Genomic DNA, 25,797 nt, shown 5'->3' on the forward strand with positions numbered 1-25,797 from the left:
GAGGGCGGGCACGGAACCCCGCACCCGCCCTCCCCGGCCCGTCGGCACGTCAGCCGGAACCCCGGCTCACCAGCGAACCGGCAGCGAGGTGGGCCTGCGCAGCACCGTTCCGTCGTCCCAGGGCACCTCGGCCGGCTCGATGGCCAGGGCCAGGTCCGGGAACTCCCGGGCCAGGCGGGTCAGTACGGCCACGATCTCCATGCGGGCGAGCGCGGCGCCCATGCAGTGGTGCATGCCGTAGCCGAACTGCAGATGCCGCTTGGCGGGCACCCGGTCGGGGTCGATGGTCAGCGGGTCGGGGAACGCCTCGGGGTCGCGGTTGGCGGCGAAGGCGTCCGGGTAGACCACGCTGCCGGCCGGGACGACGCCCTGACTGGTGTCCAGGTCACGGCCCGCGATCCGCGGGAACGCGGAGATGGTGCCGAGCGGGATCAGCCGGATGAGCTCCTCGGCGAGGCGCGGCGCGATCCCGGGCTCCTCGGCGAGCCTGCGCCACAGCGCCGGCGCCGCGAGCAGCGTGTACAGCGACTTGGTCAGCACGGACACCACGTTCTGGTCGGCGCCGAGCAGCGAGCCGAAGAAGATGCCGGTCAACTCGGCGTCGTCGAGCGGCGGTTCGGCCCGGTCACGGTCGCTGCGGAAGCGGTCGATCAGACCGCCGGGCACCGCCGCCCGGGTCCCGGTCACCAGGTCCTGCACATAGCCGTACACCCGGTAGAAGTGCTCCACCAGGTCCGGCACGTTCTCGTGCGAGGCGATCTGCACGATCCGCGCCGACGGCCGGAAGTACGGCACGTCCGCCAGGGGCACGCCGAGGAAGTGGCAGTTGACCGTGACCGGGATCCGGTCGACGAGGTCGGTGAAGAGGTCGGGGGACGCGGCCGAGCGCAGTCGTTCGATCCCCTCGTCCAGCACCCGGTCGAGCACCGGGCGCAGCCGCTCGACCCCCGCCGCGCTGTAGTCGGCGGCGACGAAGCCGCGGACCCGGGCGTGGAACGGGGCGTCCAGGTTGAGCAGCAGTTCCTTCGGCATCACGGTCGGCAGGAAGCTCGGACCGCCCTCGACGTTGGTCTCGGTGCGGCCGGACGCCGGGTCGGTGAGCACCTTGTGCACATCGGCGTACCGGGTCATGTGCAGCGCCGTGTGGCCGCTCGGCAGCCGGATCTGCGCGATGCCCTGCGGGCTGCGCTCGGCGAGCGGCGCGAAGGCCGGGACGGGGTCGAGGTGGGGGATGTCCGCGACGGTGACGGCCGCGGACGTGACGGTACTGGTCATGTGTACTCCGTGAGGAAGAGCGGGGCGTCAGACGAGGGCGGGCAGTCCGATGAGGCCCGCCAGGTCACGCACGGCCTGGGCGCTGTTGCGGAACTGCACCGCGCGCCAGCCGACGCGCCGGGCCGCCGTGCAGTTCTCGGCGAGGTCGTCGACCAGCACGCATTCCTCGGCCGGCACCCCCGCCTCCTTCTCGGCCCGCCGGAAGATCTCCGGATCGGGCTTGCGGACGCCGATCCTGCAGGAGTCGACGATGCAGTCGACCTCGCCGACGGGCGCGACGATGGCACGCCAGTAGGGCTCCCACTCGACAACGTTGTTGCTGAGGATGCCGACCCGGTAGCCGTGCTCCTTCGCGTGCCGGGCCGCCGACACCATCACCGGGTTGGCGCGGACCCCCTCGAACCACTGCTCCCCGAAACGCTCGAAGCGCGCCCGGGACAGATCGATGCCGGGGTTGGCCTCCTCGAGGACGCGGACCATGGACCGTCCCCACTCCTCCTCGGTGAGCAGGGCCAGTTCGATGGGCGCGAGCGGTTCGACGTCCAGTTCGGCGCCGACCGCGGCGAGCGCGGTCTTCAACTGCCGGGGCGTGATGCCCGTGCGCGCGTGGTAGGAGTCGAAGAGGTCGTCGAGCGGCGGCGAGAGCACACCGCCGAAGTCGAACCAGATCATGGGCTGGGGCACTGCTGTGTCTCCTTGTCTCGCCCGGATTCGGGAGGGGTTCTCAGGCACCGGCGGTGGCGTAGGAGAAACGGTTGAGCAGGGCTCCGGCGACGGGGCTGGTACGGGCGAGGTGCACGCGGGCGCGCGCGATCTGCTCGTCCTCCTGCGTCATGGTGATCTCGAAGGCCACCGTGTCCGGCGCCGGCGGTTCCACCACGCGCACCAGGCAGTCCGTGGGCAGCTCGAACTCGCCGAACCGGGTGAAGTCCGTCTCCACACGGGTGAGCAGGAGACCGCGCGGGGAGAGGCCGAACAGCTCGTACGCGGCGTACACGGCGGACTGCCGGAACCCCTCGAAGATCAGCGCGCCCGGGATGTGGTCCAGCGGGTGGTCGAAGAGCGCCGGGCTCGTCTCGTCGACGATGATCTGCGCGAGCACTTCACACTCACGCACCTCGACCTCGGAGAGCACCACGTTCTGCGGGGAGAGGCGGCCCACGGTGACCGGGGCGACGCGGCGCCCGGTGTGGTGCGGCCGGGCCGGGGTCAGCGTGAGCCGGTCGCGCCCCGTCTCGCGCATCCGGTTCCAGGCCTGTCCCGGCATCCACTGGCAGGTCGTGCGCATGGTCGCCGCCTCGCGTCCGTCCACCGTCAGGACCATGTCGAGCGTGCTGCCGGTGACGGTGCCCTCGCGGTGTTTCAGCTCGACCTGCCGGGCGCGGATCTCGGCGTGCCCCGGCCTGGCGCCGATGCGCAGGGCGGCGGCGTCGGTGACGAGCAGCTCGCCGCTGTTGAAGATGAACTTCTGGTCGACCGGGGCGTCGAGGAAGGTGTGCGCGGCGTAGATCGACGCCTGGCGGAAGACCTCGGCGAGGAGCAGCGGGTCGTAGACAGCCGGCGCCGTGATCTGGTCGTTGTAGTAGCTGTGCACGCGCGGCAGCTGTGCGGCGACGACGTACTCGTCCTCGGATATGCGGGCCGAGTCGGTGAGGAACACCTCGCAGACGGCGGCTCGGTGCACCAGTGCCCGGGGCACGGTGCTCGAGTAGCTGAGTTTGGTGTCCAGGTTCGTGGACATGGCTGAGTTCCCCCTTGTGTAGGTACGCCTCCAGGCGGAGGTATGAGATGGACCGTACCTTGTTGAATGCCCAATCACCGTGGCGCACGCCACTTCCGTGCGGACGGCGGCGTTAACTTCTTGTGTCGAAAGCGGCCGTGGGCCGGTCGGGGATGGTCTGCCCCGAACTGCCTCCATCAGCGTATCGCGCCTGGTCAGAGGGTATTTCGGAGGGCTGCCGGGTGGCTCTGTGAGATGGCTCGCGTCTGACGGTGCGTCCGCTGCTGCGCCAAGTCCCGCTCGGGCCGCGGTCTTCGGGTTCCCTCCGGGAGGGAGGAGCGAGGGAGGAGTGGGGGAACGCAGCGGGAACCCCCGCACGGATCATGCTTCGAAGTCGAGGGCCGGCTGAGGGCCGGCCGATCCGCAGATTCTGGGGAGTACCGCGTGACCACCATCGTCCTCGTCTCGGGAAGCCTGCGCCGCAACTCCGTGAACGCCGCCCTGCTGACGACGGTCCGGGCCATCCTCGAGCGCAGGCCCGGGGACATCGGCACGCACCTGCTCACCCCGGCAGGTCTGCCGCTGTTCGACGAGGACGTCGAGGCACAGGGCGTGCCGGCGCCCGTCGCGGCGGCCCAGGAACTGGTACGCCACGCCGACGCCGTCGTCATCAGCAGCCCCAGCTACAACGGATCGATGCCCGGCGGGCTGAAGAACGCGCTCGACTGGCTCTCCCGTCCCTGGGGCGCCAGTGCCCTGACCGGCAAGCCCGTCGCGACGGCGACCGCGTCACCCGGCAAGGGCGGCGGCGCGGAGGTCCAGCCCGAGCTGCACCGGGTGCTCGAGCGGGCCGGAGCGCTCGTGGTGGACCACGGCCGGGTCGCCCTGGGAAACGCCGCGGCCCGTCTCGGGCCGCGCGGCCTCTACACCGAGCCGGCCGTGACGGCGGCCCTGGACGGGCTCGTCGACGCCACGCTCGCCGCCACCGGACACCTGACCCGCGGCGCGGCCTGAGGCCCGCCCGCCCGGCACCGCCTGTCCCAGGGGCGCCCGGCACACACTCCTCCCGCCGCACCGAGGGCGGCGGTGGATCCCGGGGCGCCGCCGCACATCCCGCGCGCCCGCTGCCGTACCGCACCCTCGCCGCCACCGGACACCCGACCCGCGACCCGACCCGAGGGCCGTCCGTCCGGCACCGCCCGGCACACACTCCTCCCGTCACCTCGGGGGGGTGCCGGCGCACACCCCCACGCGGCTGCTCCTCCCTGTCCCGGCTGCGCCTTCGCGACCCGGGCTCCCTCCCCGCTCGCCCCCTCCCGCGCCCGGCCTCGCCCGCGGGCCGGGAATCCCCACCACCGCCGCACGGGCGGCCGACGGGAGTTCGACGGCAGAACCCCGCGCCCTTCCCGAGTCACCCGACGGCAACCACGACGCGAAGAGAGACCCGCATGCACAATCCCATCGACCCGCCTGTCGACCCCTGCACGGTGCGCACCCGGGTACGGGTGCCCCTGCGGCTGCCCACCGGCCTCATGGCGGACGCCTGGGTGTCGACGTTCCACGGACTCAGCGACGGCGCCGAGCATCTCGCGGTGGAACTGGGCCCACCGGACCCGGGAACGCCGCTGGTCCGGGTGCACTCCGAATGCCTCACGGGTGACGTCCTCGGGTCCGCCCGCTGTGACTGCGGCCCGCAGCTCGACGAGGCCCTGACCGCCCTCCGCGAGGCCGGCGGCGTGCTGCTCTACCTCCGCCAGGAGGGCAGGGGCATCGGCCTGTACCGCAAGCTCGACGCCTACCGGCTCCAGGACGGCGGCCTGGACACCTACGAGGCCAACCAGGCCCTCGGACTCGGCGACGACCTGCGGGACTACACCGTCGCCGCGCAGATGCTCCGAGCACTCGGACACACCTGCGTGGACCTGCTGACCAACAACCCGGACAAGGCACGGCAGTTGACCGCACGGGGTATCACCGTGCGCCGCACGCACCCCACGGGCGTACACATCAATCCGCACAACCGGGCCTACCTCACGGCCAAGGCCGAGAAGACCCTGCACACCATCCGTCTGCACGAGCGGACCGAGAAGGAGAAGATCGCATGATCCGCCATCAGGGACCCATCAGCGGTGTGGCCACCCACGGCGGCCGGTACGTGGCGACCGCCGGCTACGACAACCAGGTCGTCCTCTGGGACGCCGGTGCCGGGGAGCCGCTCGCCCGCGCCTTCCACGACCACCTCGCCAACCAGGTGGCCTTCAGCCCCGACGGCACCCGGCTCGTGACCTCCTCCAGCGACTACACCGCCCGGCTCTGGTCGGTTCCCGACCTGAAGCTGCTCGCGGTGTTCGCGGACCACAAGGACGACGTGGAGATGTCCGCGTTCCACCCGGACGAGGAACTGATCGCGACCGCCTCACGCGATCACGTCGTCCGCGTCTACGACTTCGCGGGCACCCTGGTCCACACGTTCGAGGGGCACACCGCCGACGTCATCTCCGTGGAGTGGCTCCCGGCGGCCGGGGAACTGCTGTCGGCCGGCGACGACGGAACGGTCAAACGCTGGTCGCTCGCGGCGGGCACGCTCGTGGAGGAGGTCGACCTCGGCGGCGTCGAGACGGACACCATCGCGATCACCCGCTCCGGCGTGGTGTTCGCCGGAAACGACGACGGCGCGATCATCCGCATCGACGGCGCAGAGCGGCAGCACTTCCCCGCGCACGACGCGGGCATCAAGCGCCTGGTGTACAACGCGGCCACCGGCGCCCTGGTCAGTCTCAGCTACGACCGGTCGCTGCGCGTCTGGGACACGGCCCGGGGACTGCGGCCCGTGCACACCGCCGAGTTCCCGGCCGAGGTGTGGGCCCGCTCGTGCGCCTTCCTCGACGACCGCGAACTGGTCTTCGCCACGTTCGGCTCCACCTACGCCGTCTACGACCTCACCGAGGGCCGGTGGGACACCGACCGGGTGCAGGGCACACCCTGTGTGAACGCCGTCGCCACGCTGCCCGACGGCCGCAGGTACACGGTGGGCGACTCCGGCGTCGTCCGAGCCGGCGGCGCCGCCGTGGCGGAGACGGGCAGCCTGTGCAACTTCCTGGTCCACGTCGGCGGGCGCGTCCTGACCGGCGGTCAGCTGGGCCGGGTCTTCGACGCCGACACCGGGGAGGTGCTGTACCAGCACCGCTCACCCCTGAACTGTGCGGCGGCCTTCGACCGGGACGGCGTGCCGCACGTCGTCGTCGGTGCCTACACCGGCGAGGGGCTGGTCTTCGCGGTGCCGGCCGGCGGCGGACTGCGGCATGTCGCGACACTGCCGCTGCACGCGAACGCGGTGAAGGGCGTGGCCTGCTCCGACGACACCGTCTTCGCCGTGTGCGCCGACTCCGCGGCCAGTTGGTTCAGCACGCGCACGCTGGAGGAGACGGCGCGCGTCGAGAGCGCGCACAGCAGGATCGCCAACGGCTGCGCGGCCCTGCCCGACGGCCGGTTCGCCAGCATCAGCCGGGACCGGGTGCTGCGGCTGTGGGACGGGCAGCGGGCCACCGCGGTGCCCACCCCGCACGACCACTCCGTCAAGTCCGTCGCCGCCTCCGCCGACGGAGCGCTGGTCGCGACCGGTTCCTACGCCGGACTGGTGGCCGTCTTCGACACCCGCACCGGCTCCTGGCCGCTCGTCACCAGGCCGACCACCGCCGGCATCTCCTGTGTGCACTACACGGAGGACGGGGACCGGTTCCTGGCCGCCTCGTACGACGGCACCGTCTACGAGATACCGGCGCCCAGGGTGCCGCGGGGCGAGTGAACTCCATGGCCAATCCCAATGAGTTGAGCGTCCGGGCGGCGATGGGCCTGCCCGAGTCCTTCGTCGACCGCGTCCCCCGGGACCTGCTGGCGGCCGAGTGCGCCCGACTGGCCGGACACGGCCCGAAGGAGCTGGCCGACGTCGCCGAGGACCCCGCGGCCGCCTTCCCGGCCCGGCTGGCGGCCGGCAGCCTGCTGGCCCTGGTCAAGGATCCGCGGATCGACGTGGACGATCCCGTGATGCTGGACGTGCCCGCGGGGCGTGCGCGGCTGGGACTGCCCGAGGAGCAGGTCGACGCCGTCACCGCACGCTGGGCCGGCGTGGGCGTGGAGCGTGACTGGATCGCCAAGGAGTGCCCGCCGCACGAGGTGGACATCGCGGCGTTCCGGATCGCCCGTTACCCGGTCACCCATGCCGAGTACCGCGTCTTCCTCGAGGAGAACCCGCAGGTCGCTCCGCCTTCGGCATGGCAGTTCGGTGTGTATCCCGCCGCCCTGGCGAACCACCCCGTGTGGACGGTGAGCCCCGAGGACGCCGACGCCTACGCACGGTGGCTGTCCCGCCGTACCGGACGGCGCTTCCGGCTGCCCTCCGAAGCGGAGTGGGAGTACGCGGCGGCCGGGCCCGAGGGCCGGGCGTACCCCTGGGGGGACACCTGGGACGACGGACGGGCCAACACCGTCGAGGCCGGTCCGCTGAGCACCACACCGGTGGGCGTCTACCCACGGGGACGCAGCCCGTTCGGGGCGGACGACATGGCCGGCAACGTCGAGGAGTACGTGGCCGACGACTACCGCCCCTACCCCGGGGGCGAGGCGGTCCTCGACGACCTGGCCCGTGCCGGGACCGGGTACCGGGTGGCGCGCGGGGGCAGCTTCACCCGCTACGGGGACCTGGCGCGCTGCCGGCGACGGCACGGCTGGTACCAGCGCTCCTTCTACGCGATGGGCTTCCGGCTGGCCGAGACACCTGCCGCGGACGGCGTCGGCTGAGCAGTGCGGGCGAAGTCCGCTCCGGTTCGGCAGCGCCCTGAAGGGGCGCGGGGAACTGCGCGACCAGCCAGGACGGCTCCGCAGCCGATCGACGGCACATCGCGGCACTTCCAGCGGAGCGCTCAGCCCTGTCGTCTCCCGCCGGTCCGCCGCGCGACCCGGCCCGGTGCCGCGTGCCGTCGTCCGTCCCGACGTCACGCGGCGAAGGCACGGGCCCGCCGTCCCCGGCCGGCGTCCTCGTTCACCCCGGCCGCCTCGTGCGCACCGAGCGCGAACGCGCGCACGAGGGGGTGGAAGCCGTACCGGCCGCTCCCGTCCTGCCGGATCAGGTTGGCGTGCAGCAGTCCGTCCAGGACACCTTCGGCCGCCTGGGGCGCCGTCTGCAGGAGCGCGGTGGCCTGCTCGTGCGTCAGATCGCGGGCGGGGTGCCGCGCCAGGAGGCGCAGGGCGGTGCGGAGTTCTTCGGGGAGGCTGTCGTACGACCGTGCCAGAGCGGTGGCGATGCTGCGCTCCGGTGAGTACAGCTCATGGACCCGTCCGCGTTCGTCCCGCAGCCGCTCGGCCAGGTCTGCGGCGCACCACGCCGGGCGCCGCACCAGCCGGGCCGCCGCGAGGCGCAGCGCCAAGGGCAGCCCTCCGCACAGCTCGACGAGTTCGTGCAGGTCGGAGGCGTTGTCCCCGCGGCCGGCCCCGAGGGCACGGCGCAGGAGTCGCAGCCCGTCCTCGTGCGGCAGCTCGTCCAGCGGGAGCCAGTGGGCGCCGTCCACGTCGGGCAGCCGGTACCTGCTGGTGACGAGTGCCAGGCTGTGCGGTGAGACCGGCAGGAGCAGCCGCGTCTGGTCGGCCGAGACGGCGTCGTCGAGGATCAGCAGCAGGCGCCGACGGGCGCTCAGGTCGCGCCACAGGGCGATCTTGCCGGCCAGGTTGCCGGGCTGCCGGTCCGCGGGCACCCCGAGGGCGCACGCCAGCATGTCCAGAGCGGCGCCCGGATCCAGCGGCGGACGCCCGCCCGAGTGGCCGCGCAGATCCAGATACAGCCGGCCGTCCGGATAGCGGTGGCCCAACTGGTGGGCGCCGCACACCGCCAGTGCCGTCTTGCCGCAGCCGGCCATGCCGTCGATCACGACGACGGCGGGCCGCGTCGCGCCGTGGTCCGCCAGTTCGGCGATCCGGGCGAGTTCCGCCCGGCGTCCGGTGAAGTCGCCCAGCACGGGCGGCAGGGTGATCGGCACACCCGGTCCCTGCGGGGCGCGCACCTCGGCGTGCTCCGCGGTCACCGCCCTTGGCGCACCGTCCAGGTCCGGTACCTGGCGCAGAATGGCGTCCCGCAGCGCGGACAGCTGGGCACCGGGCGTGACTCCCAGCTCGTCGGCGAGCAGAGTGCGCAGGGAGTCGAACTCCTCGAGCGCCTCGGCCTGGCGACCCGACCGGTACAGCGCCAGCATCAGCTGGCGGCGCGGTGCCTCGCGCAGCGGATGCTCCGCGGTCAGACCGCGCAACTCGGCGACCAGAGCCGCCGACTCACCCTGCGCCAGCCGCAGGTCGAAGCAGTGCTCCATGGCCTCCAGCCGGCGCTCGGCCAGTGCCGTCGCCGTCGCTTCCGGAAACGAGCTGCGCAGCCCCTGGAGCACCTGCCCCCGCCACAGGGCGAGCGCCTGCCGCAGCAGGTCCACCGCCCGGTTGGTCCGCCCTTCCGCCTCGAGGCCCTGCGCCTCGCCCAGCAGACGGGCGAAGACCGCGGCGTCGAGCTGCTCCTCCTGCAGGTCGATGCGGTAGCCGCCGGCCTCGGTGGCGATCAGCCGGTCGCCCCCGGGTATGCGCCGCCGCAGCACGGACACCGCCTTGCGGACCTGGTGGCCGGCCGTCTCCGGGGGGTCGTCGTCCCACACCGCGTCCACGATGCGGTGCAACGGCACCACGCGGCCCGCCTCGAGCAGCAGCAGCCCGAGCACGCCCGCGGGCAGTGTGCCGCCGGGGTGGACCTGTTCGTCACCGCAGCGGATGTCCAGCGGTCCGAGGATGCCGAACCGAACCTGTTGCGCCAGCACGCTCCGCCCCATCGCCGCGCGGGCTTGTGGCCCTCGGAGAACCCCTCGAACGCGGTCTCTGCAAAGAGAATTTGTATTGATCACGCATCTTAGTCGACCTGGTCGACGTGCTCTTCGCCGTGCCGCACGACGGCGTCGGCTCCCGCGCGCGGCCCGCCCGACCGGGGGTCCCGCGCGGCAGGAACGCAGCGGGAACCGAACGGGAGGTGCGTCGGCGAGGCTGGGGCGCATCGGGGTCCTCATCGCGGTCCCCATCCCGGTTTTCGAAACTCGCAGCAGACGGAGGCGTCCCTTGGCCCGGCACACGGTCGCGGCACCGCCGCTTCAGGCCCCGCTCCGGCCGGAGGAAATGGATGTGGCTCCGCCCGACTACACGGCGCTGGAGGACCGCCATCCCGCCTTCCGCCGCTTCGGGGCGGCGCTCGGCGACACACGGCTGATCCCGCTTCCCGGCCCCGACGGCGGAGCCCGGCTGCTGGGCAAGTGCGAGTGGGAGAACCCCGCCGGATCCATCAAGGACCGGGTCGCCTATGCCCTGATGGGCGACGCGCTCCAGCGGCACGGCGACCGGCCGCTCGCCGAGCTCAGGGTCATCGAGTACTCGGGCGGCAACCTGGCCCGCGCGCTGTCCCTGCTCTGCGCCGACCTGGGCGTCACCGCACGGTTCGTCCTGTCCTCGGCCAGCCCGCGCAGCCTCCTCGACGTCCTCGCGGAACGCGGGGCCCGGGTCGACCTCGTGGACAAGGAACGGGGCTTCCTCGAAGTGGTCGGGACCGCCCTGCGCACGGCCGCCGAGGACGACGGCTGGACGCTGCTGTACCAGCATCGCAACCCGGCCAACGTCCTGCTGCACGAGGCGACCACCGGCCAGGAGATCATCGGACAGCTCGGCGGAACGGAACCGGCGGCCTGGGTCGCCTCGATCGGGACGGGCGGCACGCTCGTCGGGGTGCTCCGAGCGCTGCGTACGGCCTTCCCGGACGTACGGGCCGTCGGCGTGACCCCGGCGGAACTGCCGTACGGCAGCACGGAACCGCCGAACGGCAGGCCGAAGTACGCCGGTTCCGGTGGCATGGGCCACGGCATCCGGCAGCCCTTCGTCACCCTGCACGATCCCGAGGTCGAGCACCACACGGTCTCCTATCCCCAAGCCCTCGACGGCATGGCCGAGTTCCGCCGGCTGACGGGGATCCGGATCGGCAGCTCGGCCGCCGCCAACTGGCTGACCGCCTGCCGGATCGCCGCCGCGCTGCCGCCCTCGCACACCGTGGTGACCGTGCTCCCCGACGCCGGGACGCCCGAGGAGTGGGAACACCTGGGCGGATGAGGCGATGACGTCGCCCATCTGGTCCCGCGCACCATTCCCCTCGCGAAAGGCGATGCTCCGACATGGCACATCTGGTTCTCGTCGAATCCACGCCCACGGCCGGCTTCCAGATCGTGCGCACCGCGGCCGCACTCGGCCACGAGGTGACCTTCTTCGCCCACGACCTGGCGCCCTACCTGGTCACCAGCGGGGCCGAGAAGGCGCTCGGCGAGGCCGCGGCAGTGCACACCGGCGTGGCCACGGGCGAGGCCGAACCGCTGACCCGGGCGCTGGCAAAGCTGCACGAACAACGGCCTGTCGACGGCCTGTTGGCCCTCAGCGACGGCCATCTCCTGCCGACGGCGCTCGCGGCGCGGCACCTCGGCATCCCCTTCGAGAGCCCGGAGACGATCGGCCGCCTGCGCGACAAGCACGCCATGCGGACCGCGCTGCGCCGGGCCGACGTCCCCCAGCCCGGCTTCCGGTCCGCCACCACCGTGCCGGAAGCGGTCGCGGCGGCGACGGCCCTCGGCTTCCCGGTGGTCGTCAAGCCCGCCGACGGCATGGCCTCCCTGCACGTGGGCGTGGCCGAAACTCCCGACCAGGTCGCGGCGCTGGCCGGGGCGATCACCTCCGCGCGAGGGTACGGCCGGGGCATCCGCAGCACCGGACGGATCCTGGTGGAACGGTTCGTCCCGGGCCCGGTGGTCAGCTGCGAGACCGTGACGTACGACGGGCGGCACCAGGTGTACGGATGCGTCGACCGCCGCCTGGCCGATGGGCCCTTCCCGGTGGAACTGGGCGGCTGCTTCCCGGCGGAGCTGCCGCAGGGGACCGTCGACGACGTGGTCCGCGTGTGCACCGAGGCCCTGGACGCGGTGGGCCTGCGGCGTTCCCACGCCCACACCGAACTCGTCCTCGGCCCCGAAGGACCGCGGATCATCGAGATCAACGGCCGGCTGATCGGCGGTCTGGTGCCCACGATGATGAACCATGTGCTGGACGGCGACATCTACGAGGACGTCGTCGAGCTGGCCCTGGGCCGGTCCCCCCGGCCGCCCGCCACCACCGGCGTCGGCTGCATCAGGGCCGTGACGGCACCGGTGGCCGGCACCCTGGAGGGCATCGACACGCAGGCGGTCCGCGCCGTGCCGGGCGTCCGGGACCTGGTGCTCCACGCGCGCACCGGCGGGCCCGTGCGCCCGCCCCGTGACAACCTCGACCGGCTCGGCTTCGTCATCGCCGCGGGCCCCTCCGCGGCCGCGGCCCGCGCCGCGGCGGACGCGGCACACGCGCGCGTGCGGGTACGGGTCGCCGCCGCGACCACGGACGTCCCCGCGGGCACTGCGGAGCCCGCCGTATGAGCGGCGCCCGCCGCCTGCGCCGGACCTGGCGGCGGCTGCGCGCCGACCTGCGCGTGGTGGCGGAGCGCGACCCGGCCGTGCGCGGCCTCGGCGAGGCCGTACTGGCTCCCTACCTCCCGGCGCTGTGGCTGCACCGCCTGGCGCACCCGCTCCACCTGCGCGGACACCGTGTCGCGGCCAGGGCACTGAGCCTGCTGGGACGGGCCCTGTCCGGCGGCTGCGACATCCATCCGGGAGCCCGCATCGGCAGGGGCCTGTTCATCGACCACGCGGCCGCCGTGGTGATCGGTGAGGACGCCGTCCTGGGCGCCGACGTCACCCTGTTCCACCAGGTCACCATCGGCGCCGTCGGCTGGTGGCGGGACCGGCACCGGCGGCGGGGGGAGCGGCGGCACCCGACCCTGGGCGACGGAGTCGTGGTGGGCGTCGGAGCCTCCGTACTGGGACCGGTGCACATCGGGGACGGCGCGTTCATCGGCGCCCACTGCCTGGTCGCCCGCGACGTCCCCGCCGGCGGCCGCGTCGCCGCTCCCCCCGCAGCGGTGGTGGCGGGCACCGCGTCCCCGACGACCTCGCGTACCGAGATGCACAGGAGAGAACCAGCATGAACCCAGCCGCCGGCGCCCACGCGCCCTACGACGACATACTGCACGCGGCGTTCGAACGACGGTACCGCGAGGGCGAGGACTCCTGGAGCCGCGAGCCGGCCATGCGACGGCTCGTCCCCCTGCTGCTGGAGCGGCTGGCACGCCCCGGCGGACACGTCCTCGACATCGGCGCCGGGCGTGGCCCGGACACGGTGGAACTGCTGGCGGCCGGTCACCGGGTCACCGCGACGGACCTGCTGCGACTGCCCGAGTGGGACGCCATCGAGCACCGGTGGGGCGAGCGGGTGGCCTTCCTGCGCGGCGACATCACCGAACTCCCGTTGCCGCCCGCCCGGTTCGACGCGGCCGTGGACAACGGCGTGCTCCACCACCAGGATCCGGCACGCTACCCGGCGTATCTCGCGGCCGTGCGCCGCACGTTGCGCCCCGGCGGACTGCTGGCGCTCAGCCTCTTCAGCACGGTCGAGGAGCGGCCGGACGGCGTGGTCAACCGGGCGGACGACGGCCGGATCTCCCGCTGGTTCACCGCACACGAGACCCGACAGCTGCTCGGCGAGGCGCACTTCGAGACGCTCGCGCTCGAACGGATACCGCGCCGGCTGGAGGGCCTTGCCTACCTGCTGGTCGTCGCGGCGGCCACCGACGAGAAGGACGGGCAGTGAGCACGTCGTCCCCGCGCACCCGTCCCGGGACGGCCGGCGCAGGCCGGGGCACCGAACCGGCCCGGCGCATGTTCGCGGCCCTGCGGATCCGCGACTACCGGCGGTTCTTCCTCGGCCAGCTGGTCTCCAACACGGGCACCTGGACCCAGTTCGTGGCGCAGGACTGGCTGGTGCTCCGGCTGACCGGCCGGTCCCTCGACGTGGGCATCGCCGCCGCGCTGCAGTCCCTGCCGATCCTCGTGTTCGGCCTGGTGGGCGGCGTGGCGGCCGACCGCTACCCCAAGCGCCGACTGCTGATCACCTGCCAGATCCTGCTCGCCCTGTGCGCCGGCGCGCTCGCCGCGCTCACGCTGACCGGGACGGTGACACGGTACGAGGTCTTCGTCCTCGCCCTGCTGACCGGCTCGGTCAGCGCCTTCTCCGCCCCGGCTCTGCAGTCCTTCGTAGCGGAGGTGGTCGGGCCGGAACATCTGCGCAACGCGGTGAGCCTCGGTGCCCTGAACTACCAGAGCGCACGGCTGGTGGGGCCGTCGCTGGCCGCCGCCCTCATCTCGGTGATCGGCATCGGCTGGGCCTTCGCCGTGAACGCCGTGACGTACTGCGTCGTGATCGGCACCCTGCTGGCCGTCCGCGGCAGCGGTGACCGGGCCCCGGCCACCGGCCCCCGCTCGAAGGGCCAGGTACGGGAGGGACTGCGGCACGTACGGCGACGGCCGGAACTCCTGTGGCCGATCACGCTGGTGGGATTCGTCTGTGCCTTCGGGTACAACTTCCCGACGCTGCTGGCCGGGTTCGCCGGCACCTTCCGTACCAGCGCCGAGGGCTACTCCTTCATGACCACCGCGCTGGGGCTCGGCGCCGTCGCGGGAGCGCTGACCATGGCCTGGCGCGGCAGCCGCGGCACCCGCCGGCTGGTCTCCTGCGCCCTGGGCTTCGCCGCCGCGGAAGCGGTGGCCGCGGCGGCTCCGGGCTATCCGGCCTTCCTGGTCGTGATGGCGGCCGTCGGCCTGGTCAGCATCATCTTCAACACGACGGCGAACACCACCGTCCAACTGTCGGCACAGCCCGAGATGCGAGGACGGGTCATGGGCCTGTACTCCCTCGTCTACTCCGGCGGCACCACCCTCGGCGCCCCGCTCGTGGGCTGGGCGATCGACGCATGGGGAGCCAGGGCAGCCATGGCCGGGTGCGCCGCAGTTGCCCTGACGGGCACGCTGACAGTGGCATCCGCCCACCGCCGCGGCCACGCCCCCACGTGACCTGCCGACTTTCGCTCGCGCGGCCAGCTCTTTCGGGCATCGGTCCGTGTGACCTTTTGATCTACTTATCTTGACTGGATTCCGTTTGGTTTGGTGATGCGGCGGAAGACGCCCATCAGTGCGAACCCTTCAGGCGTCCCAGGCCGCGCACGCTGGCAGTGAATACGGCAAAGCAGGTCGAAATGCTCATCGCGAACCAACATTGAACGCCCACTCAGGGCACTCCTCGCCTCGGTGGTGCCTGTTCTGCCAAGGTGGTGGCCATGATCAAGCCCACCGCCGGAGCGCGTGACGCCGCACAGCGCGTCGCCCGCGCACTCACGGCACAGACACTCGATGACCTCGTACTGCCCCAGCTGAAGGGTCTCCGCAGCCTCGGGTGGGGCTGGACCTCCGCGCACGGTCTCGCCCCGGGGAGCACCTCGTGATCATCTCGGTCGTCACGCCCGTACACGGCGAGGGGACTGCGTTCCTCCCCGATGCCTACGCCTCCCTCAACGCACAGACACTCCCTGACGGGTGGTCATGGGAGTGGTGTGTTCAGGAGGACGGGCCCGGCGTGGACGCCGCCGCCCACCTGCCGGCGGACGATCCGCGCATCCGCATCGGCGCGTCCCGGCGGGGCGGCCCCCACGTGGCACGCACCATGGCCTTCGCCAGGTCATCGGGCCAGCTGGTGAAGACGCTCGACTCCGACGACCAGCTGACGCCCGGTGCTCTCGCGCGGGACATCTCCGTCCTGGAAGCGCACCCTGCCGTCGGCTGGACCACATCGCGTGTGCTGGACCTGTTGCCCGACGGCAGCACCCAGTCGTTCGAGCACAGCGACCCTGAGCCGGGTCTCCTCCCGCAGGGGAGCGCGTTCGACTTCTGGACCAGGCATCACCGGCCCCGGATTCACCCGGCCACATTGTGCGTCCGGCGCTCGCTGCTCGCGCTGCTGGGGGGGTGGATGGCTCTGCCCGCCTCCGGCGACACGGGACTGCTGCTCGGGCTGGACGCCCTGGCCGACGGGTGGTTCATCGGCGACACCGGCCTCGTGTACCGCAAGCACGACGGCCAGATCACCGCACACCCCGACCATCGGGACGGACCGGAATGGGAAGCCCGGATGTCCCTGATCCGGGAGCATGCCGAAGCACTGCGCGCGGCTCTGGGGGAACGACCCGGAAAGCACTGAGGGCGGTTCCGTCGCCACAACGGATCCGCCGTGCGCAGCCGATCGCGCGACGCCACCACTCCGAGAATCCGCGGAGGCCACCTGCGCTGGTCGCGGCTCCCCTGCCCGGGAGCCGCGCCACCTCGTACTGCCCGTACGAGACCAGCGGCACATCAGCCGCGCCCCGCCCCGGCGCGGTCAGCCACGGCCGACCGTCGGCTCAGGGGCTGCCGGACGGTGCGGCACGTGCGACGAGGGCACCCCGACGTGGGCATCGTCTCCGACTGCGCGGATGATCCCCACTGCCGCCCACGCGCACCGAGTCGGGGCGTGCCGGCGGCACCCTCGGGTACCCGTCGGCCCGAAACGCTGAAGCTAGTCGGCCGGCGGCGACCAGCGCCAGCCAGAGGCGTGCAGGGCCTCGGCCCTGTCGATCACGATCCCCTGGCGGAGCCTTCTTTCGTCCTCGTCTTTGTGGGCCGCGCCGGCGGTCTGCTGGGCAGGGTGCCGGCGATAGACCTCGCCGGGCTGCTCCTGCATCCACCCGCGGCTGACCGCCTCGCAGAACAGCGCGACGGCGAGATCCTCATAGCCGGGGAGCGCGGGCCAGCCACCCACGAGACGCACAAGGTCCGTTCGGGCGGTCAGTGTGGTTCCCATGACCGGTATCCGACGCTTGGCGCCGTCCAGCAGAACCCGCTCCGGCAGCGGCCCGGGGGCGGGATGCGGGCCTGGCTCCAGACGACCGTCGGGGTACAGGTCCAGGAACGGGGCGACCGTCCAGCCGTAGGACGGATTGCTCTGCAGGACGTCGATGTCGCGGGCAAGAGTGTCCTGGTCAGGCAGCAGATCGTCGGCGTCGACACAGCGCAGCAGAGATCCGGTCGCGCGCCCCAGCCCCATCGTGCGCGCGCGGGCGGCCCCGCCCCAGCGACCGGCACCCTTCGAGATCCATGGGGCGTCCGGGACAGCCTCGAGCGGCTTGCCCGTCTGTCCGTCCTCCTGCAGGACCCACTCGAGCCGCCAGTCGCCGGGAAGCTTCTGACCCGAGAGGCATTCGTACAGTTCGTGCAGGTATGCATGCCCACCCTCGAACACAGGCGTCAGAACGGTGATCGTCGGCATCAGGCAGGAGTCTCCATTCGGCACTTCATTGACATGGACAACGGCTGAGGGGTCAGCGGGCAGCGGGACGTCGGAGGACCAGTATCCCGTGATCCGGTCGTTGCTCCGGTGGCGTCGTCCGCCTCGTTGATCGCAATGTGCACACCATGAAGCCCAGGTTCTGTTCTGCCGCTCGAAGGAGTCTGTGATGACCTTGTCGGACCTGAGGCAGCTCACCCGTCTGCGTCGGCATCCGGGCCCCGCGGCCCGTTCGCTGACTCGGACACTGCTTGACCGGCCCGGTATCGACGACATGCTCACCCGCGGCCTCGCCGACAGCGCTCTGAGGGCGACGGTCCTCGACGTCGTACGACACAAACTGCAGCGCGCCGTCGACGCGGGCGAGCCGTGGCCGAGCGAGGCCGCACGCTGGCTCCGCCTCGCCGAGGCCGACTGGGCCACCAGCGCCGCGTTCTGCAATCCCCTCACCTGGTACGCCCGCGCGCGTCGCAACAGCGCCACAAGCCACCTGCCCGGCCCTCTCGAACAGGCGGACCTGAGCCCCGACGACTGCTATGTCGTGGCCCTGCGCCACCTTCAACTGGTCGCCCTGCGCTACGACTTCCGGTGCCGCAGCATGCGCAGGCTGTTGAATCAGGTGCCCGACGGCCAACGCACACACTGGGATCCGTACACCCGCTCCCTTGAGGCGTTCGCTCTCCTGGCCCAATCCGATCCCGCCGGGCTTGCCGCCGCGCAGAGCAGCCTCGATGAGGCCGGCGACAACCCGAAGGTCTGCCACGCACTGCTGCACGGCCTCTGGCTCGGCACCGACCTGCCTGGTCAGGCCGACCACATCCTGCGTCTTTCCGAACGCCCCGTGTTCGACCGCAGCGACCCCATCATGCTCCTGCGCAGGGCCACCGCCCTGCGCACACTCGGCCGCCGCCGCGAAGCCCTGGCCGCCATCGACGACGCCGTGGAGGGCCTGGACCCCGACGCATCCGAAGTCCACGCCGACCTCATCCGCGAACGCGTCCTGATCACTCAGCCCGACCTGCTACGCCGGCCGCCCGCCGTCTCCTGAGCCGCCCGCGCCGGAACCCCGTCGTCGAATGCCCGCGCGGCACGTCCACGTCGACAGCGTCACCCGTGGACCCCGAAGCGGGCGGCCACCTGCCCTCCAGGGCACGCCAGTTCGGATGACGTGCCCCACCATGCCCCGCGCCTGCCCCGCTGAGTTCCGCGCCCGTGCCATCGCGTCGGCCGGGCAGGGCCGTCTACGACCTCGCCAGCGGCAATCCGTGCATGCAGGTCAGCCTCGCCGGCTCGCCCGGACTGCATCCGGCCGTCGACGGCGCCGTCGACGGCGCGGGCAACGCCTATGTCACCGATTCCCTGACCTCGACGGTCTTCAAGGTCACGCCTTTCGCGGTACGTGACCGTCTCGGCGCCCGCCTCGAGTGCGGAGCGGCCGGGGTGTTCGCGGGCCGCCGCGCGAACCACTCGTGGAGCCCGACGGGGGGGCATCGGAGGTCCGGCCTGGCGCGGCGCGAGAACGATCCGCACGACAGCCGTGCGGTGCGGGAGGCCCTCACCCCGCGCGGCGCACGGCTCGCCGACCGCTTCTACACCGACGCCTGCCGCCGCGTCGAGCAGCTGCCGGCCGGCCTCGACGCCGCGGGGCGGGACGCTCTCGCCGGGCTGCGCGGCCGCGTCGTGCGGGACAACGACGGCCCCGTGGTCTTCGTCGAACCCGGCCACGGGGCTGCCGCCGTCCGCGGCTGAGGAGCCCTCGGGCCGCGATCCGGGCCACGCGGACAGCGGTTTCGCCACGGCCGGCGATGAGCACCCTGCGCGCGGTGCCTCAACTCACCCGAGAATGCGGATACTTACGGCCGGTCCCGCCCCGTGGGCATGGCTGCTGCCTGCTCACCACGCGTACGCCTCGGGCGCCGGTTTGGCCCCGTTCGGGCCGGGCGGCGGGAACAGCTGGTCCAGCTTCGCCAAGGTGTCGGGGTCGAGCGTGACCGTCAGCGCGCGCAGCGAACTGTCGAGTTGCCCGGCCGTGCGCGGGCCGATGATCGGGCCCGTCACCCCGTCCTGCGCGAGCAGCCAGGCCAGTCCGACGTGCGCGGGGTCCTCGCCCATCTCGGCGCACAGCTTCTCGTAGGCCTCGATGGTGTCGCGGTGCCGGTCGAGCAGACCGGCTGAGTGCCCAGTGCTGCCGCGGGCCGCGCCGCCCTCCTTCAGCTTGCGCAGGACGCCGCCGAGCACACCGCCGTTCAACGGCCCCCAGGGGATCAGGCCGATGCCGTAGTGGCGTGCAGCGGGCAGCACTTCGAGCTCGATCCAGCGGTTCATCATGTTGTACCTCGACTGCTCGCTGACCAGGCCGAGGAAGTGCCGCGACCGTGCGGCCTCCTGCGCCTGGGCGAGGTGCCAGCCGGCGAAGTTGGAAGAGCCGAAGTAGAGCACCTTGCCCTGCTGGCGCAGGACGCTGAACGCCTCCCAGATCTCCTCCCACGGCGTGCTCCGGTCGACGTGGTGCATCTGGTACACGTCGATGTAGTCGGTCCCCAGGCGTGCCAGCGATGCCTCGCAGGCACGCCGGATGTTCAGCGCCGACAGATACGACTCGTTGGGCCAACCGCCCGTCGGGAGATAGACCTTGGTGGCCAGCACGGTCTTCTCGCGCCGCCCTCCTCCGCCGCCGAACCAGCGGCCGATGATCGGCTCGGTGGGCTGCTCACCCGGACGCGTGCCGTACACATTGGCCGTGTCGAAGAAGTTGATGCCGCGCTCGTGCGCCCGGTCCATGATCGTGTGGCTGTCCGTCTCGGAGGTCTGCGTCCCGAAGTTCATCGTGCCGAGTACGAGCCGGGACACGGACAGTCCGCTGCGGCCGAGGTTGGTGTATTCCACCCGTGTCAGTCCTTACGGTAGTGCTGGATCTACGACCGCACACCGTGCCGGGGCGATCGGGGCTTCGGGTGCCGCGCGAGTCCGGGCGGTGCCCGGGCGGCGGGCAGCGGGATCAGGCCGCTGCCGTCAGGGCGGCGTACCACTCGTTCATGCGCGCGTCGTCCGCGTCCTCGGGGACCCGCCGACCGGTCCAGGTCGGTCCAGAGAGGGCTCCCGCCACGAAGGCATGGGGCGCGTAGAGCGCAGTCGAGCATCGCGGTCATGGCTGGCGCTCCTGTCGGTAGTCGGGCAGGAGGGAGCTGCCGTGCGGCAGACAGCCCCCCGGTCCACACTCGCAGAAAAATACAGACAAGTCTGTAGGTTAAGTCAAGCAAGAGGTTGAAGCCGGGCGCAACCACAGTCGGCCGACACTGGCACGTTCAAGGAGGGCCAGTTGAACCAGCAGGTAGCCGACCCGGCCACGCCACGACTGCACGTCCCGGTCGAGCACCCCGACCTGCGCATCCTGGTCGTCGGGAACGAGGAGCGCTCCGCGAAGGCCCCGGTGCAGGACCTGATCCGGCGCGGTTGCCGTGCCGACAGCGTGACCACCGGAAGCCAGGCCCTGCGCGTGCACCGCCAGGCCGACCTGGTCCTGCTCGACCTCACCGGCCTGGACGGTCTGGAGGTCTGCCGCACCATCCGCGCGATGAGCGACACCCCGATCATCGCCGTCACGGAGCGCGGCAGCGAGCTCGACCGCGTTCTCGGGCTGCAGGCAGGCGCGGACGACTGCATGGTCAAGCCCTACGGATTCCACGAACTGCTCGCCCGCATAGGGGCGGTGATGCGCCGGGTGCGGCCGTCCCCGGCGGCCCGCACGATCGAGCACGGCTCACTGCGCATCGACGCCGATGTCCGCAAGGTCACCCTGCACGGCCGCCCCGTCAGCCTCACGCGCAAGGAGTTCGACCTGCTGCACGCCCTCGCGATCCAGCCGGGTGCTGTGGTCTCCCGGCGGCAGCTCATGACCCAGGTCTGGGATGACGCCTGGTCACACAAGGGACGCATCATCGGCACGCACGTCAGCAGCGTGCGTGGCAAGCTCGGATCCGGCCATTGGATCGTGACGGTCCGCGGTGTCGGATTCCGTCTCAACGGCCCGTGAATGGGCGCCGCACCCGCGCCCTGGCGCCTGCGGCGAGAGCGGTCGGCACCAGGACGTTCGCCGGAACTGTGCGCCGCGTCCGTCTTCCCTCTCGCGACCGACTAGCGAGTCCCACACCTCCAAGTAGGATGCAGACTTGTCTGTATTGATAGTTGGCTAGGGTGAGGACCGGGCATGGCGAAACAGGAACGCGGAACGCGATCAAAGCAAGCGATCCTGGCTGCCGCCGCCGAGGTGTTCGACCTTCGCGGATATGACGCCGCGAGCACGAACGAGATCCTGGCGCGCAGCGGTCTGACCCGCGGTGCCCTTTACCACCACTTCCATTCCAAGGAGTCGATCGCGGCGGCGCTGTTCGAGGCGCACAGCGGGGCCCTCGTCGCCCCCGAGCGGTCCACCAAGCTCCAGTCGATCATCGACCTGACCTTCGCCTTCGCGGCTCAGCTCCAACGTGATCCGGTGCTCCGGGCCAGCGTGCGCCTGGCGGTGGAGAAGACGTCGTTCCCACGCCCGGCCAACACCCCGTACGAGCAGTCGACGGAGGTCATCCACGAACTGCTCGACCAGGCCCGGCTACAGGGCGAGACCCTGCCAGGCCTGGACCTGAGCGACGCCACGACCGTCATCATCGGTGCGTTCACCGGCCTGCAGGCGATGTCGCTCGTCTACACGGAGCGAGAGGACCTGCCCGAGCGCCTTGGCGCGATGTGGCGGCTCCTGCTGCCGGGCTTGGTCACGCCCGGCCTGATCGGCACCTTGCGCGTCACCCCACCGCCCGCGGCCGTCGTCGCCGACGACCGGGCCCGGGCCGAGGCGGCCGCGGCTGCCTCGTAGCACGCGCCGGGTCCGTACCCGGTCGGCGGCGGGCCGGCGAGTCGGGCCGGGCACGCGTCCCGGAGCTGGAGGGGGCTCGGCTGGATCAGACCGCCCCCTGCATTCCACGCGATACGCGGACGACCTCGCCGCACAGTGGACCTGGCTGCCCTGGTCCGCGTCCTCATCCGCTCAACCCGTCACCGGGCCAGATGGCCGGACACGGCCTGCTCACCGCCACGGCGTGAAGGCCCGGCCGCTTACCGGCGCCGACGAAGCGCGAGCGTGGCGCCCTCGACCACCGCCGTGCGCGGACGGCAGATGGTCACGGACGACCTTGGGCAGACTGCCGCGCCCTCACGGAACCGGCCTACTTCCAGGGCAGGCGGTACGCGCGATAGCTGTTCACGCCCGTGGGGAACCGGGCCTTGAACACGACCTTCCCCGAGGCATCGAACTCGGAGACGTACGGAAGCGCCCCCCACCCGACGAACGTCCCGCCCCGGCGCAGCGGCTGGGCGTTGCCCTGCGAGGACGCGCTGAGGTAGTCCGGCTGGTTCACGGACTTCACCAGAGTCGCCGTATGCGTCCTCTCGTCCACGCGCACGGTGACGGCCCGGCTGAACGGAAGCTCCTCCACCGCACCGGCCCCCGTGTTCGCGGCCCCCGCGGACTCGTTGTCGAACCAGCTGTAGAGGCCTCCGCCGAGCGGTTCGGGATCGTGCTGCCACGAGAAGATCGTCCCGGCCGTGTTCAGGTACTGGCCGGACGCGGCCTGCTCCTTGAATGTGCCGGCCTTGCCGCCGAGTTGCCACAGCACGGTGCCGTCGTGCCGGTCGACCTTGTACGTGGTCCATGTGTTGCGGGCATCGATGAGCAGGCCACCATCGGTGTCGGGCTTCACCGCGTTGATGTGGAACCAGTCCCACGGCTTGTCCGGTGACGACGGCAGCGGCTGCTCGCTCTGCGCGTACGGCACGTGATCGGCCGCCTTCCACTGGAACAGGACCCGGCCTGTGCGGATGTCTGTCTCCTGCACCACGCCGTCGACGACCGCCTGGTGAGCGGAGCCGCCGATGCCCGTCAGATCGGCGGTCTCCTTCTTGTACGCCAGGATGAGCGCCGTGCCGCGACCGGTGATCAGGAACTCGTGCCCGTCGGCGGTGTACCCGTTTCCGGCACGGACCTCGGCGACCTTCTGATACCGGTTGTCGTAGACGTAGTTCACCCCACGCGCGAGGGAGCCGAGCCCGGTACCCTGCCACCAGGTCAGAACCGGCCTGCCCCGGTAGGTCTGGGCGCGGAAGTCCGCCGCCTGTTGCCCGGCCGGCACCTTGTGAGACCAGACGACACGCCTTCCGTCGCCGCTCAGGATCTCGACGCCGCTGGAGTACGCGCTGTTCGCCGAGTTCGGCGAGACGAAGATGTCCCCGTGGCTCGCCGTGCCCTTGCCGGCGAGAACGGTCACCGGCGGCAGCGGCTTGCTGTCCGGGGTTGCGGATGCGGTACCGGCCAACGGCAGCATGCCCGTGACCACGGTGGTGGCCGCAGCGATCAGTACCCGCGCGGGAAGGGAGTCGCGACGCATCAGGAGTCCGTTTCTGGCAGCCCGAAGCCGAACCGGCCGGCTCGGTCCCGGGCCTGCGAAGAAGGCGCACACCCGACCGGGCATGCGCAGTGAAAGACGGCAACTACAGGAACAGGAAGGTGTTACCGCGCACAGCCCGTGGGGCTGTCAGGCGCGGACGCAGACCACTGGAGGCTGAACGGCTCTCAACAGGGGCGACACGCAGCAGAACACACCCGCATGTGGTCGATGTGACCACGAGTGGTGAGGATCTTCCGCCGTTGCATACGGCAGAACGTAGCCGCGCACGGGCCGAGGCGTCAATCGACGTCCACACCGCGAACAGCAGGGCGGTGGCACTCCCGGAAGACGGAGACCACGGCGTGAGTGAATAGGCGGCATGCTCTTCGACTTCACGCACGACCACGACGGCGAACGGCTCAGCGGTGTGTACGGCGGTGATCCGTCATGGGCCACCGCCGTGGTGCTGCATGGCGCAGGAACCAGCAGCGCGGAGCGAGTTCTGCCGCTGGTACGGGAGTTCGTGGCCCACGGCTGTCGCGGGATCGCCTTCGACTTCTCCGGGCACGGCGAAAGCACCGGCGAACTGGGTGAGTTGAGCCTACGGCGACGATTCGAGCAGGCCGTGGCGGTGATCGACGCGTACGCGGGGGCGGACGGGCCGCTGGTCCTGGTGGGCTTCAGCATGAGCGGGCAGACCGTGGCCGATCTCGTCGCGCACTACGGGGACCGGGTGACGGCGCTGGGGCTGTGCGCGCCCGCCGTCTACACCGCCGAGGCATGGGACGTGCCCTTCGGGGACGGGAACGGCCGCTTCAGCGGGATCATCCGGCGGCCGGACAGTTGGCGTGAGGCGCCCGCGCTCGAGGTGCTGCGGGCGTACGAGGGCCGGGCGGTGCTCGCCGTGCCGGGCACGGACGCGGTGATCCCGCCGGCGGTGACCGAGGCCGTACAGGACGCGCTGGCCGCGCGCGCCCAGTACACGCGGTTCGACCTTCCGGACGCGCAGCACCAGTTGGGGATGTGGTTCCGCGATCACGGCGAGGACCGGCGGAAGTTCGTGGAGGCGGTGCTGACCGGTCTCGACGACCGGGGCTGGTCGGCCACGCGTGCATGGGCGGCCGAGCAGCTCGGCGACGGCCCTTCGATCGCCGACTCCCGCCTGCTGCCCGGTGGTTGGAGCTCCCAGATGCGCCGGCTCACGCTCGACGACGGCACGGGGCTGGTGCAACGGACCTTCGTGAAACCGTTCTTCCGCCACCACGGCCCCGGGCTGCTGGCCCGCGAGGCGTCGGTCCTGGCGCTGCTCGCCGGTGAGGAGGGCATCCCGGCTCCCCGGTTCGTCGCCGAGGACGCCACCGCCGAACACTGCGATCACCCGACCCTGTTGATGTCCGTGCTGCCGGGCCGCGTCCGCGTGGACGAGGACGACCTCGACCGGCGCCTGGACCTGCTCGCGGCCCAGCTCGTCCGCGTCCACGGCGTCGTACCGGCCGAGAGACCGCGCACGTACCAGGCGTGGACGTCCCCGGAGCGCGTACGCACCCCGGACGGTCCCCTGTGGAAGCGGGCCGTGGACGTGATCCGCCACGACCCGCCACCGTACGAAGGCTGCTTCCTCCACCGCGACTTCCACCCCGGGAACGTGCTCTTCACGGGAACCGGGCCCGAGCTGCGGATCACCGGTGTCGTCGACTGGGTCGAAACCTCATGGGGCCCTGCCGACCTGGACGTGGCACACTGCTCGACCGCGCTCGCGCTGCTGCACGGGCCGGAGCACGGGCTGGACTTCCGCGAGCGGTACGAGGCACACGGCGGCCGCGACCTCGCCGACACCCCGGACCACCTGTACTGGAGGCTGCTCGACGCCCTGCACTACTGCCCCGACGCGGCAAAGCTGGCCGGGCCCTGGCGTGACCTGGGGCGAGACGATCTGACGTCCGAAGTGCTGGGAGAACGGCTGGAGGCGTACGTGGACGGACTGCTGCGACGCTACGGCTGACCGGCCGGGCGGGTGGGTCC

Annotated in this window: 23 protein-coding genes; 16 read left to right on the forward strand and 7 right to left on the reverse strand. The window is 71.9% G+C overall.

From position 1 onward, the window contains the following. Positions 1-66: 66 nt before the first annotated feature. From BIV23_RS38970 to BIV23_RS38980, 3 genes are read right to left on the reverse strand one after another with little or no spacing between them, the layout of a single operon-like run. The gene (locus tag BIV23_RS38970; RefSeq protein ID WP_071385726.1) at positions 67-1,275 is read right to left on the reverse strand and encodes a cytochrome P450; all 1,209 of its coding nucleotides are present in this window, start codon (positions 1,273-1,275) and stop codon (positions 67-69) included. Positions 1,276-1,302: 27 nt separating this feature from the next. Next, positions 1,303-1,959 (reverse strand): HAD family hydrolase, encoded by a 657-nt coding sequence (locus BIV23_RS38975; RefSeq protein ID WP_245790856.1) that lies wholly within the window; start codon positions 1,957-1,959, stop codon positions 1,303-1,305. A 40-nt stretch (positions 1,960-1,999) separates the two neighbouring features. Next, positions 2,000-3,016 (reverse strand): ScbA/BarX family gamma-butyrolactone biosynthesis protein, encoded by a 1,017-nt coding sequence (locus tag BIV23_RS38980; RefSeq protein ID WP_071385728.1) that lies wholly within the window; start codon positions 3,014-3,016, stop codon positions 2,000-2,002. 423 nt (positions 3,017-3,439) lie between these two features. Between BIV23_RS38980 and BIV23_RS38985 the strand changes: the two genes are divergently transcribed. The 4 genes from BIV23_RS38985 (at position 3,440) to BIV23_RS39000 (ending at position 7,792) form a co-directional block, all read left to right on the forward strand. Next, positions 3,440-4,009, forward strand: coding sequence for an NADPH-dependent FMN reductase (locus BIV23_RS38985; RefSeq protein WP_071385729.1), 570 nt, complete (start codon positions 3,440-3,442; stop codon positions 4,007-4,009). Positions 4,010-4,443: 434 nt separating this feature from the next. Continuing rightward, positions 4,444-5,100, forward strand: a complete 657-nt coding sequence (locus BIV23_RS38990) for a GTP cyclohydrolase II (RefSeq protein ID WP_071385730.1) — start codon at positions 4,444-4,446, stop codon at positions 5,098-5,100. Continuing rightward, positions 5,097-6,800: a WD40 repeat domain-containing protein gene (locus BIV23_RS38995; protein WP_071385731.1), complete on the forward strand. Its 1,704-nt coding sequence runs from the start codon at positions 5,097-5,099 to the stop codon at positions 6,798-6,800. Before BIV23_RS38990 ends, BIV23_RS38995 begins: the two co-directional genes overlap by 4 nt. Positions 6,801-6,805: 5 nt before the next feature. Beyond that, positions 6,806-7,792: a formylglycine-generating enzyme family protein gene (locus tag BIV23_RS39000; RefSeq protein WP_071385755.1), complete on the forward strand. Its 987-nt coding sequence runs from the start codon at positions 6,806-6,808 to the stop codon at positions 7,790-7,792. Between the two features lie 194 nt (positions 7,793-7,986). Here the strand turns inward: BIV23_RS39000 and BIV23_RS39005 are convergent, their stop codons facing one another. Next, positions 7,987-9,840, reverse strand: a complete 1,854-nt coding sequence (locus tag BIV23_RS39005; protein ID WP_071385732.1) for an AfsR/SARP family transcriptional regulator — start codon at positions 9,838-9,840, stop codon at positions 7,987-7,989. Positions 9,841-10,195: 355 nt separating this feature from the next. Here BIV23_RS39005 and BIV23_RS39010 point away from each other — a divergent pair, with 355 nt between their 5' ends. The 7 genes from BIV23_RS39010 to BIV23_RS39035 all read left to right on the forward strand — a co-directional run bounded on the left by BIV23_RS39010 (position 10,196) and on the right by BIV23_RS39035 (position 16,219). Continuing rightward, complete coding sequence (locus BIV23_RS39010; protein ID WP_218161915.1) at positions 10,196-11,167, forward strand: PLP-dependent cysteine synthase family protein; 972 nt, start codon at positions 10,196-10,198, stop codon at positions 11,165-11,167. Between the two features lie 62 nt (positions 11,168-11,229). Then, positions 11,230-12,510, forward strand: a complete 1,281-nt coding sequence (locus BIV23_RS39015) for an ATP-grasp domain-containing protein (RefSeq protein ID WP_071385733.1) — start codon at positions 11,230-11,232, stop codon at positions 12,508-12,510. Next, on the forward strand, positions 12,507-13,118 hold the full coding sequence (locus BIV23_RS39020; protein ID WP_071385734.1) for a serine O-acetyltransferase: 612 nt from the start codon (positions 12,507-12,509) through the stop codon (positions 13,116-13,118). Before BIV23_RS39015 ends, BIV23_RS39020 begins: the two co-directional genes overlap by 4 nt. After that, a complete protein-coding gene (locus tag BIV23_RS39025) occupies positions 13,115-13,780 on the forward strand; it encodes a class I SAM-dependent methyltransferase (RefSeq protein ID WP_071385735.1) in 666 nt (221 codons plus the stop codon). The genes BIV23_RS39020 and BIV23_RS39025 overlap by 4 nt, the downstream gene beginning before the upstream one ends. Further along, positions 13,777-15,039 carry an MFS transporter gene (locus BIV23_RS39030; protein WP_071385736.1) on the forward strand — a complete coding sequence of 421 codons (1,263 nt, stop codon included), beginning with the start codon at positions 13,777-13,779 and terminating at the stop codon, positions 15,037-15,039. The genes BIV23_RS39025 and BIV23_RS39030 overlap by 4 nt, the downstream gene beginning before the upstream one ends. A gap of 263 nt (positions 15,040-15,302) precedes the next feature. Continuing rightward, on the forward strand, positions 15,303-15,467 hold the full coding sequence (locus BIV23_RS50875; protein ID WP_177240200.1) for a hypothetical protein: 165 nt from the start codon (positions 15,303-15,305) through the stop codon (positions 15,465-15,467). Continuing rightward, positions 15,464-16,219 (forward strand): glycosyltransferase, encoded by a 756-nt coding sequence (locus BIV23_RS39035; RefSeq protein WP_071385737.1) that lies wholly within the window; start codon positions 15,464-15,466, stop codon positions 16,217-16,219. The genes BIV23_RS50875 and BIV23_RS39035 overlap by 4 nt, the downstream gene beginning before the upstream one ends. Before the next feature lie 354 nt (positions 16,220-16,573). Here BIV23_RS39035 and BIV23_RS39040 read toward each other — a convergent pair whose 3' ends face one another. Further along, complete coding sequence (locus tag BIV23_RS39040; protein ID WP_071385738.1) at positions 16,574-17,323, reverse strand: glycosyltransferase family protein; 750 nt, start codon at positions 17,321-17,323, stop codon at positions 16,574-16,576. 187 nt (positions 17,324-17,510) lie between these two features. Here BIV23_RS39040 and BIV23_RS39045 point away from each other — a divergent pair, with 187 nt between their 5' ends. Further along, entirely contained in the window at positions 17,511-18,389 is an 879-nt protein-coding gene (locus tag BIV23_RS39045) for a tetratricopeptide repeat protein (protein WP_079173689.1), read from the forward strand. 221 nt (positions 18,390-18,610) lie between these two features. Further along, on the forward strand, positions 18,611-19,090 hold the full coding sequence (locus BIV23_RS50880) for a MarR family winged helix-turn-helix transcriptional regulator (RefSeq protein WP_177240201.1): 480 nt from the start codon (positions 18,611-18,613) through the stop codon (positions 19,088-19,090). A 144-nt stretch (positions 19,091-19,234) separates the two neighbouring features. Here BIV23_RS50880 and BIV23_RS39055 read toward each other — a convergent pair whose 3' ends face one another. Continuing rightward, positions 19,235-20,227 (reverse strand): aldo/keto reductase, encoded by a 993-nt coding sequence (locus BIV23_RS39055; protein ID WP_071385739.1) that lies wholly within the window; start codon positions 20,225-20,227, stop codon positions 19,235-19,237. Positions 20,228-20,660: 433 nt separating this feature from the next. On the opposite strand from BIV23_RS39055, the gene BIV23_RS39060 reads away from it, so the two are divergent. Further along, positions 20,661-21,374: a response regulator transcription factor gene (locus BIV23_RS39060; RefSeq protein WP_071385740.1), complete on the forward strand. Its 714-nt coding sequence runs from the start codon at positions 20,661-20,663 to the stop codon at positions 21,372-21,374. 174 nt (positions 21,375-21,548) lie between these two features. Next, positions 21,549-22,208 carry a ScbR family autoregulator-binding transcription factor gene (locus tag BIV23_RS39065; protein WP_071385741.1) on the forward strand — a complete coding sequence of 220 codons (660 nt, stop codon included), beginning with the start codon at positions 21,549-21,551 and terminating at the stop codon, positions 22,206-22,208. 349 nt (positions 22,209-22,557) lie between these two features. On the opposite strand, the gene BIV23_RS39070 is transcribed toward BIV23_RS39065, so the two are convergent. Beyond that, complete coding sequence (locus BIV23_RS39070; RefSeq protein ID WP_071385742.1) at positions 22,558-23,775, reverse strand: arylsulfotransferase family protein; 1,218 nt, start codon at positions 23,773-23,775, stop codon at positions 22,558-22,560. Between the two features lie 379 nt (positions 23,776-24,154). Here BIV23_RS39070 and BIV23_RS39075 point away from each other — a divergent pair, with 379 nt between their 5' ends. Next, a complete protein-coding gene (locus BIV23_RS39075) occupies positions 24,155-25,777 on the forward strand; it encodes an alpha/beta fold hydrolase (RefSeq protein ID WP_071385743.1) in 1,623 nt (540 codons plus the stop codon). The last annotated feature ends 20 nt before the right edge of the window (positions 25,778-25,797 follow it).

The organism is Streptomyces monashensis, assembly GCF_001866665.1.
In the GTDB taxonomy this organism is placed as follows: Bacteria; Actinomycetota; Actinomycetes; order Streptomycetales; family Streptomycetaceae; genus Streptomyces; species Streptomyces monashensis.

Coding starts and splice junctions, on each gene's coding strand:
- BIV23_RS38970 (WP_071385726.1), bottom strand. CDS start 1,275: ATGACCAGTACCGTCACGTCCGCGGCCGTCACCGTCGCGGACATCCCC.
- BIV23_RS38980 (WP_071385728.1), bottom strand. CDS start 3,016: ATGTCCACGAACCTGGACACCAAACTCAGCTACTCGAGCACCGTGCCC.
- BIV23_RS38990 (WP_071385730.1), top strand. CDS start 4,444: ATGCACAATCCCATCGACCCGCCTGTCGACCCCTGCACGGTGCGCACC.
- BIV23_RS38995 (WP_071385731.1), top strand. CDS start 5,097: ATGATCCGCCATCAGGGACCCATCAGCGGTGTGGCCACCCACGGCGGC.
- BIV23_RS39000 (WP_071385755.1), top strand. CDS start 6,806: ATGGCCAATCCCAATGAGTTGAGCGTCCGGGCGGCGATGGGCCTGCCC.
- BIV23_RS39015 (WP_071385733.1), top strand. CDS start 11,230: ATGGCACATCTGGTTCTCGTCGAATCCACGCCCACGGCCGGCTTCCAG.
- BIV23_RS39020 (WP_071385734.1), top strand. CDS start 12,507: ATGAGCGGCGCCCGCCGCCTGCGCCGGACCTGGCGGCGGCTGCGCGCC.
- BIV23_RS39025 (WP_071385735.1), top strand. CDS start 13,115: ATGAACCCAGCCGCCGGCGCCCACGCGCCCTACGACGACATACTGCAC.
- BIV23_RS50875 (WP_177240200.1), top strand. CDS start 15,303: ATGATCAAGCCCACCGCCGGAGCGCGTGACGCCGCACAGCGCGTCGCC.
- BIV23_RS39040 (WP_071385738.1), bottom strand. CDS start 17,323: ATGCCGACGATCACCGTTCTGACGCCTGTGTTCGAGGGTGGGCATGCA.
- BIV23_RS39045 (WP_079173689.1), top strand. CDS start 17,511: ATGACCTTGTCGGACCTGAGGCAGCTCACCCGTCTGCGTCGGCATCCG.
- BIV23_RS50880 (WP_177240201.1), top strand. CDS start 18,611: ATGCAGGTCAGCCTCGCCGGCTCGCCCGGACTGCATCCGGCCGTCGAC.
- BIV23_RS39065 (WP_071385741.1), top strand. CDS start 21,549: ATGGCGAAACAGGAACGCGGAACGCGATCAAAGCAAGCGATCCTGGCT.
- BIV23_RS39070 (WP_071385742.1), bottom strand. CDS start 23,775: ATGCGTCGCGACTCCCTTCCCGCGCGGGTACTGATCGCTGCGGCCACC.
- BIV23_RS39075 (WP_071385743.1), top strand. CDS start 24,155: ATGCTCTTCGACTTCACGCACGACCACGACGGCGAACGGCTCAGCGGT.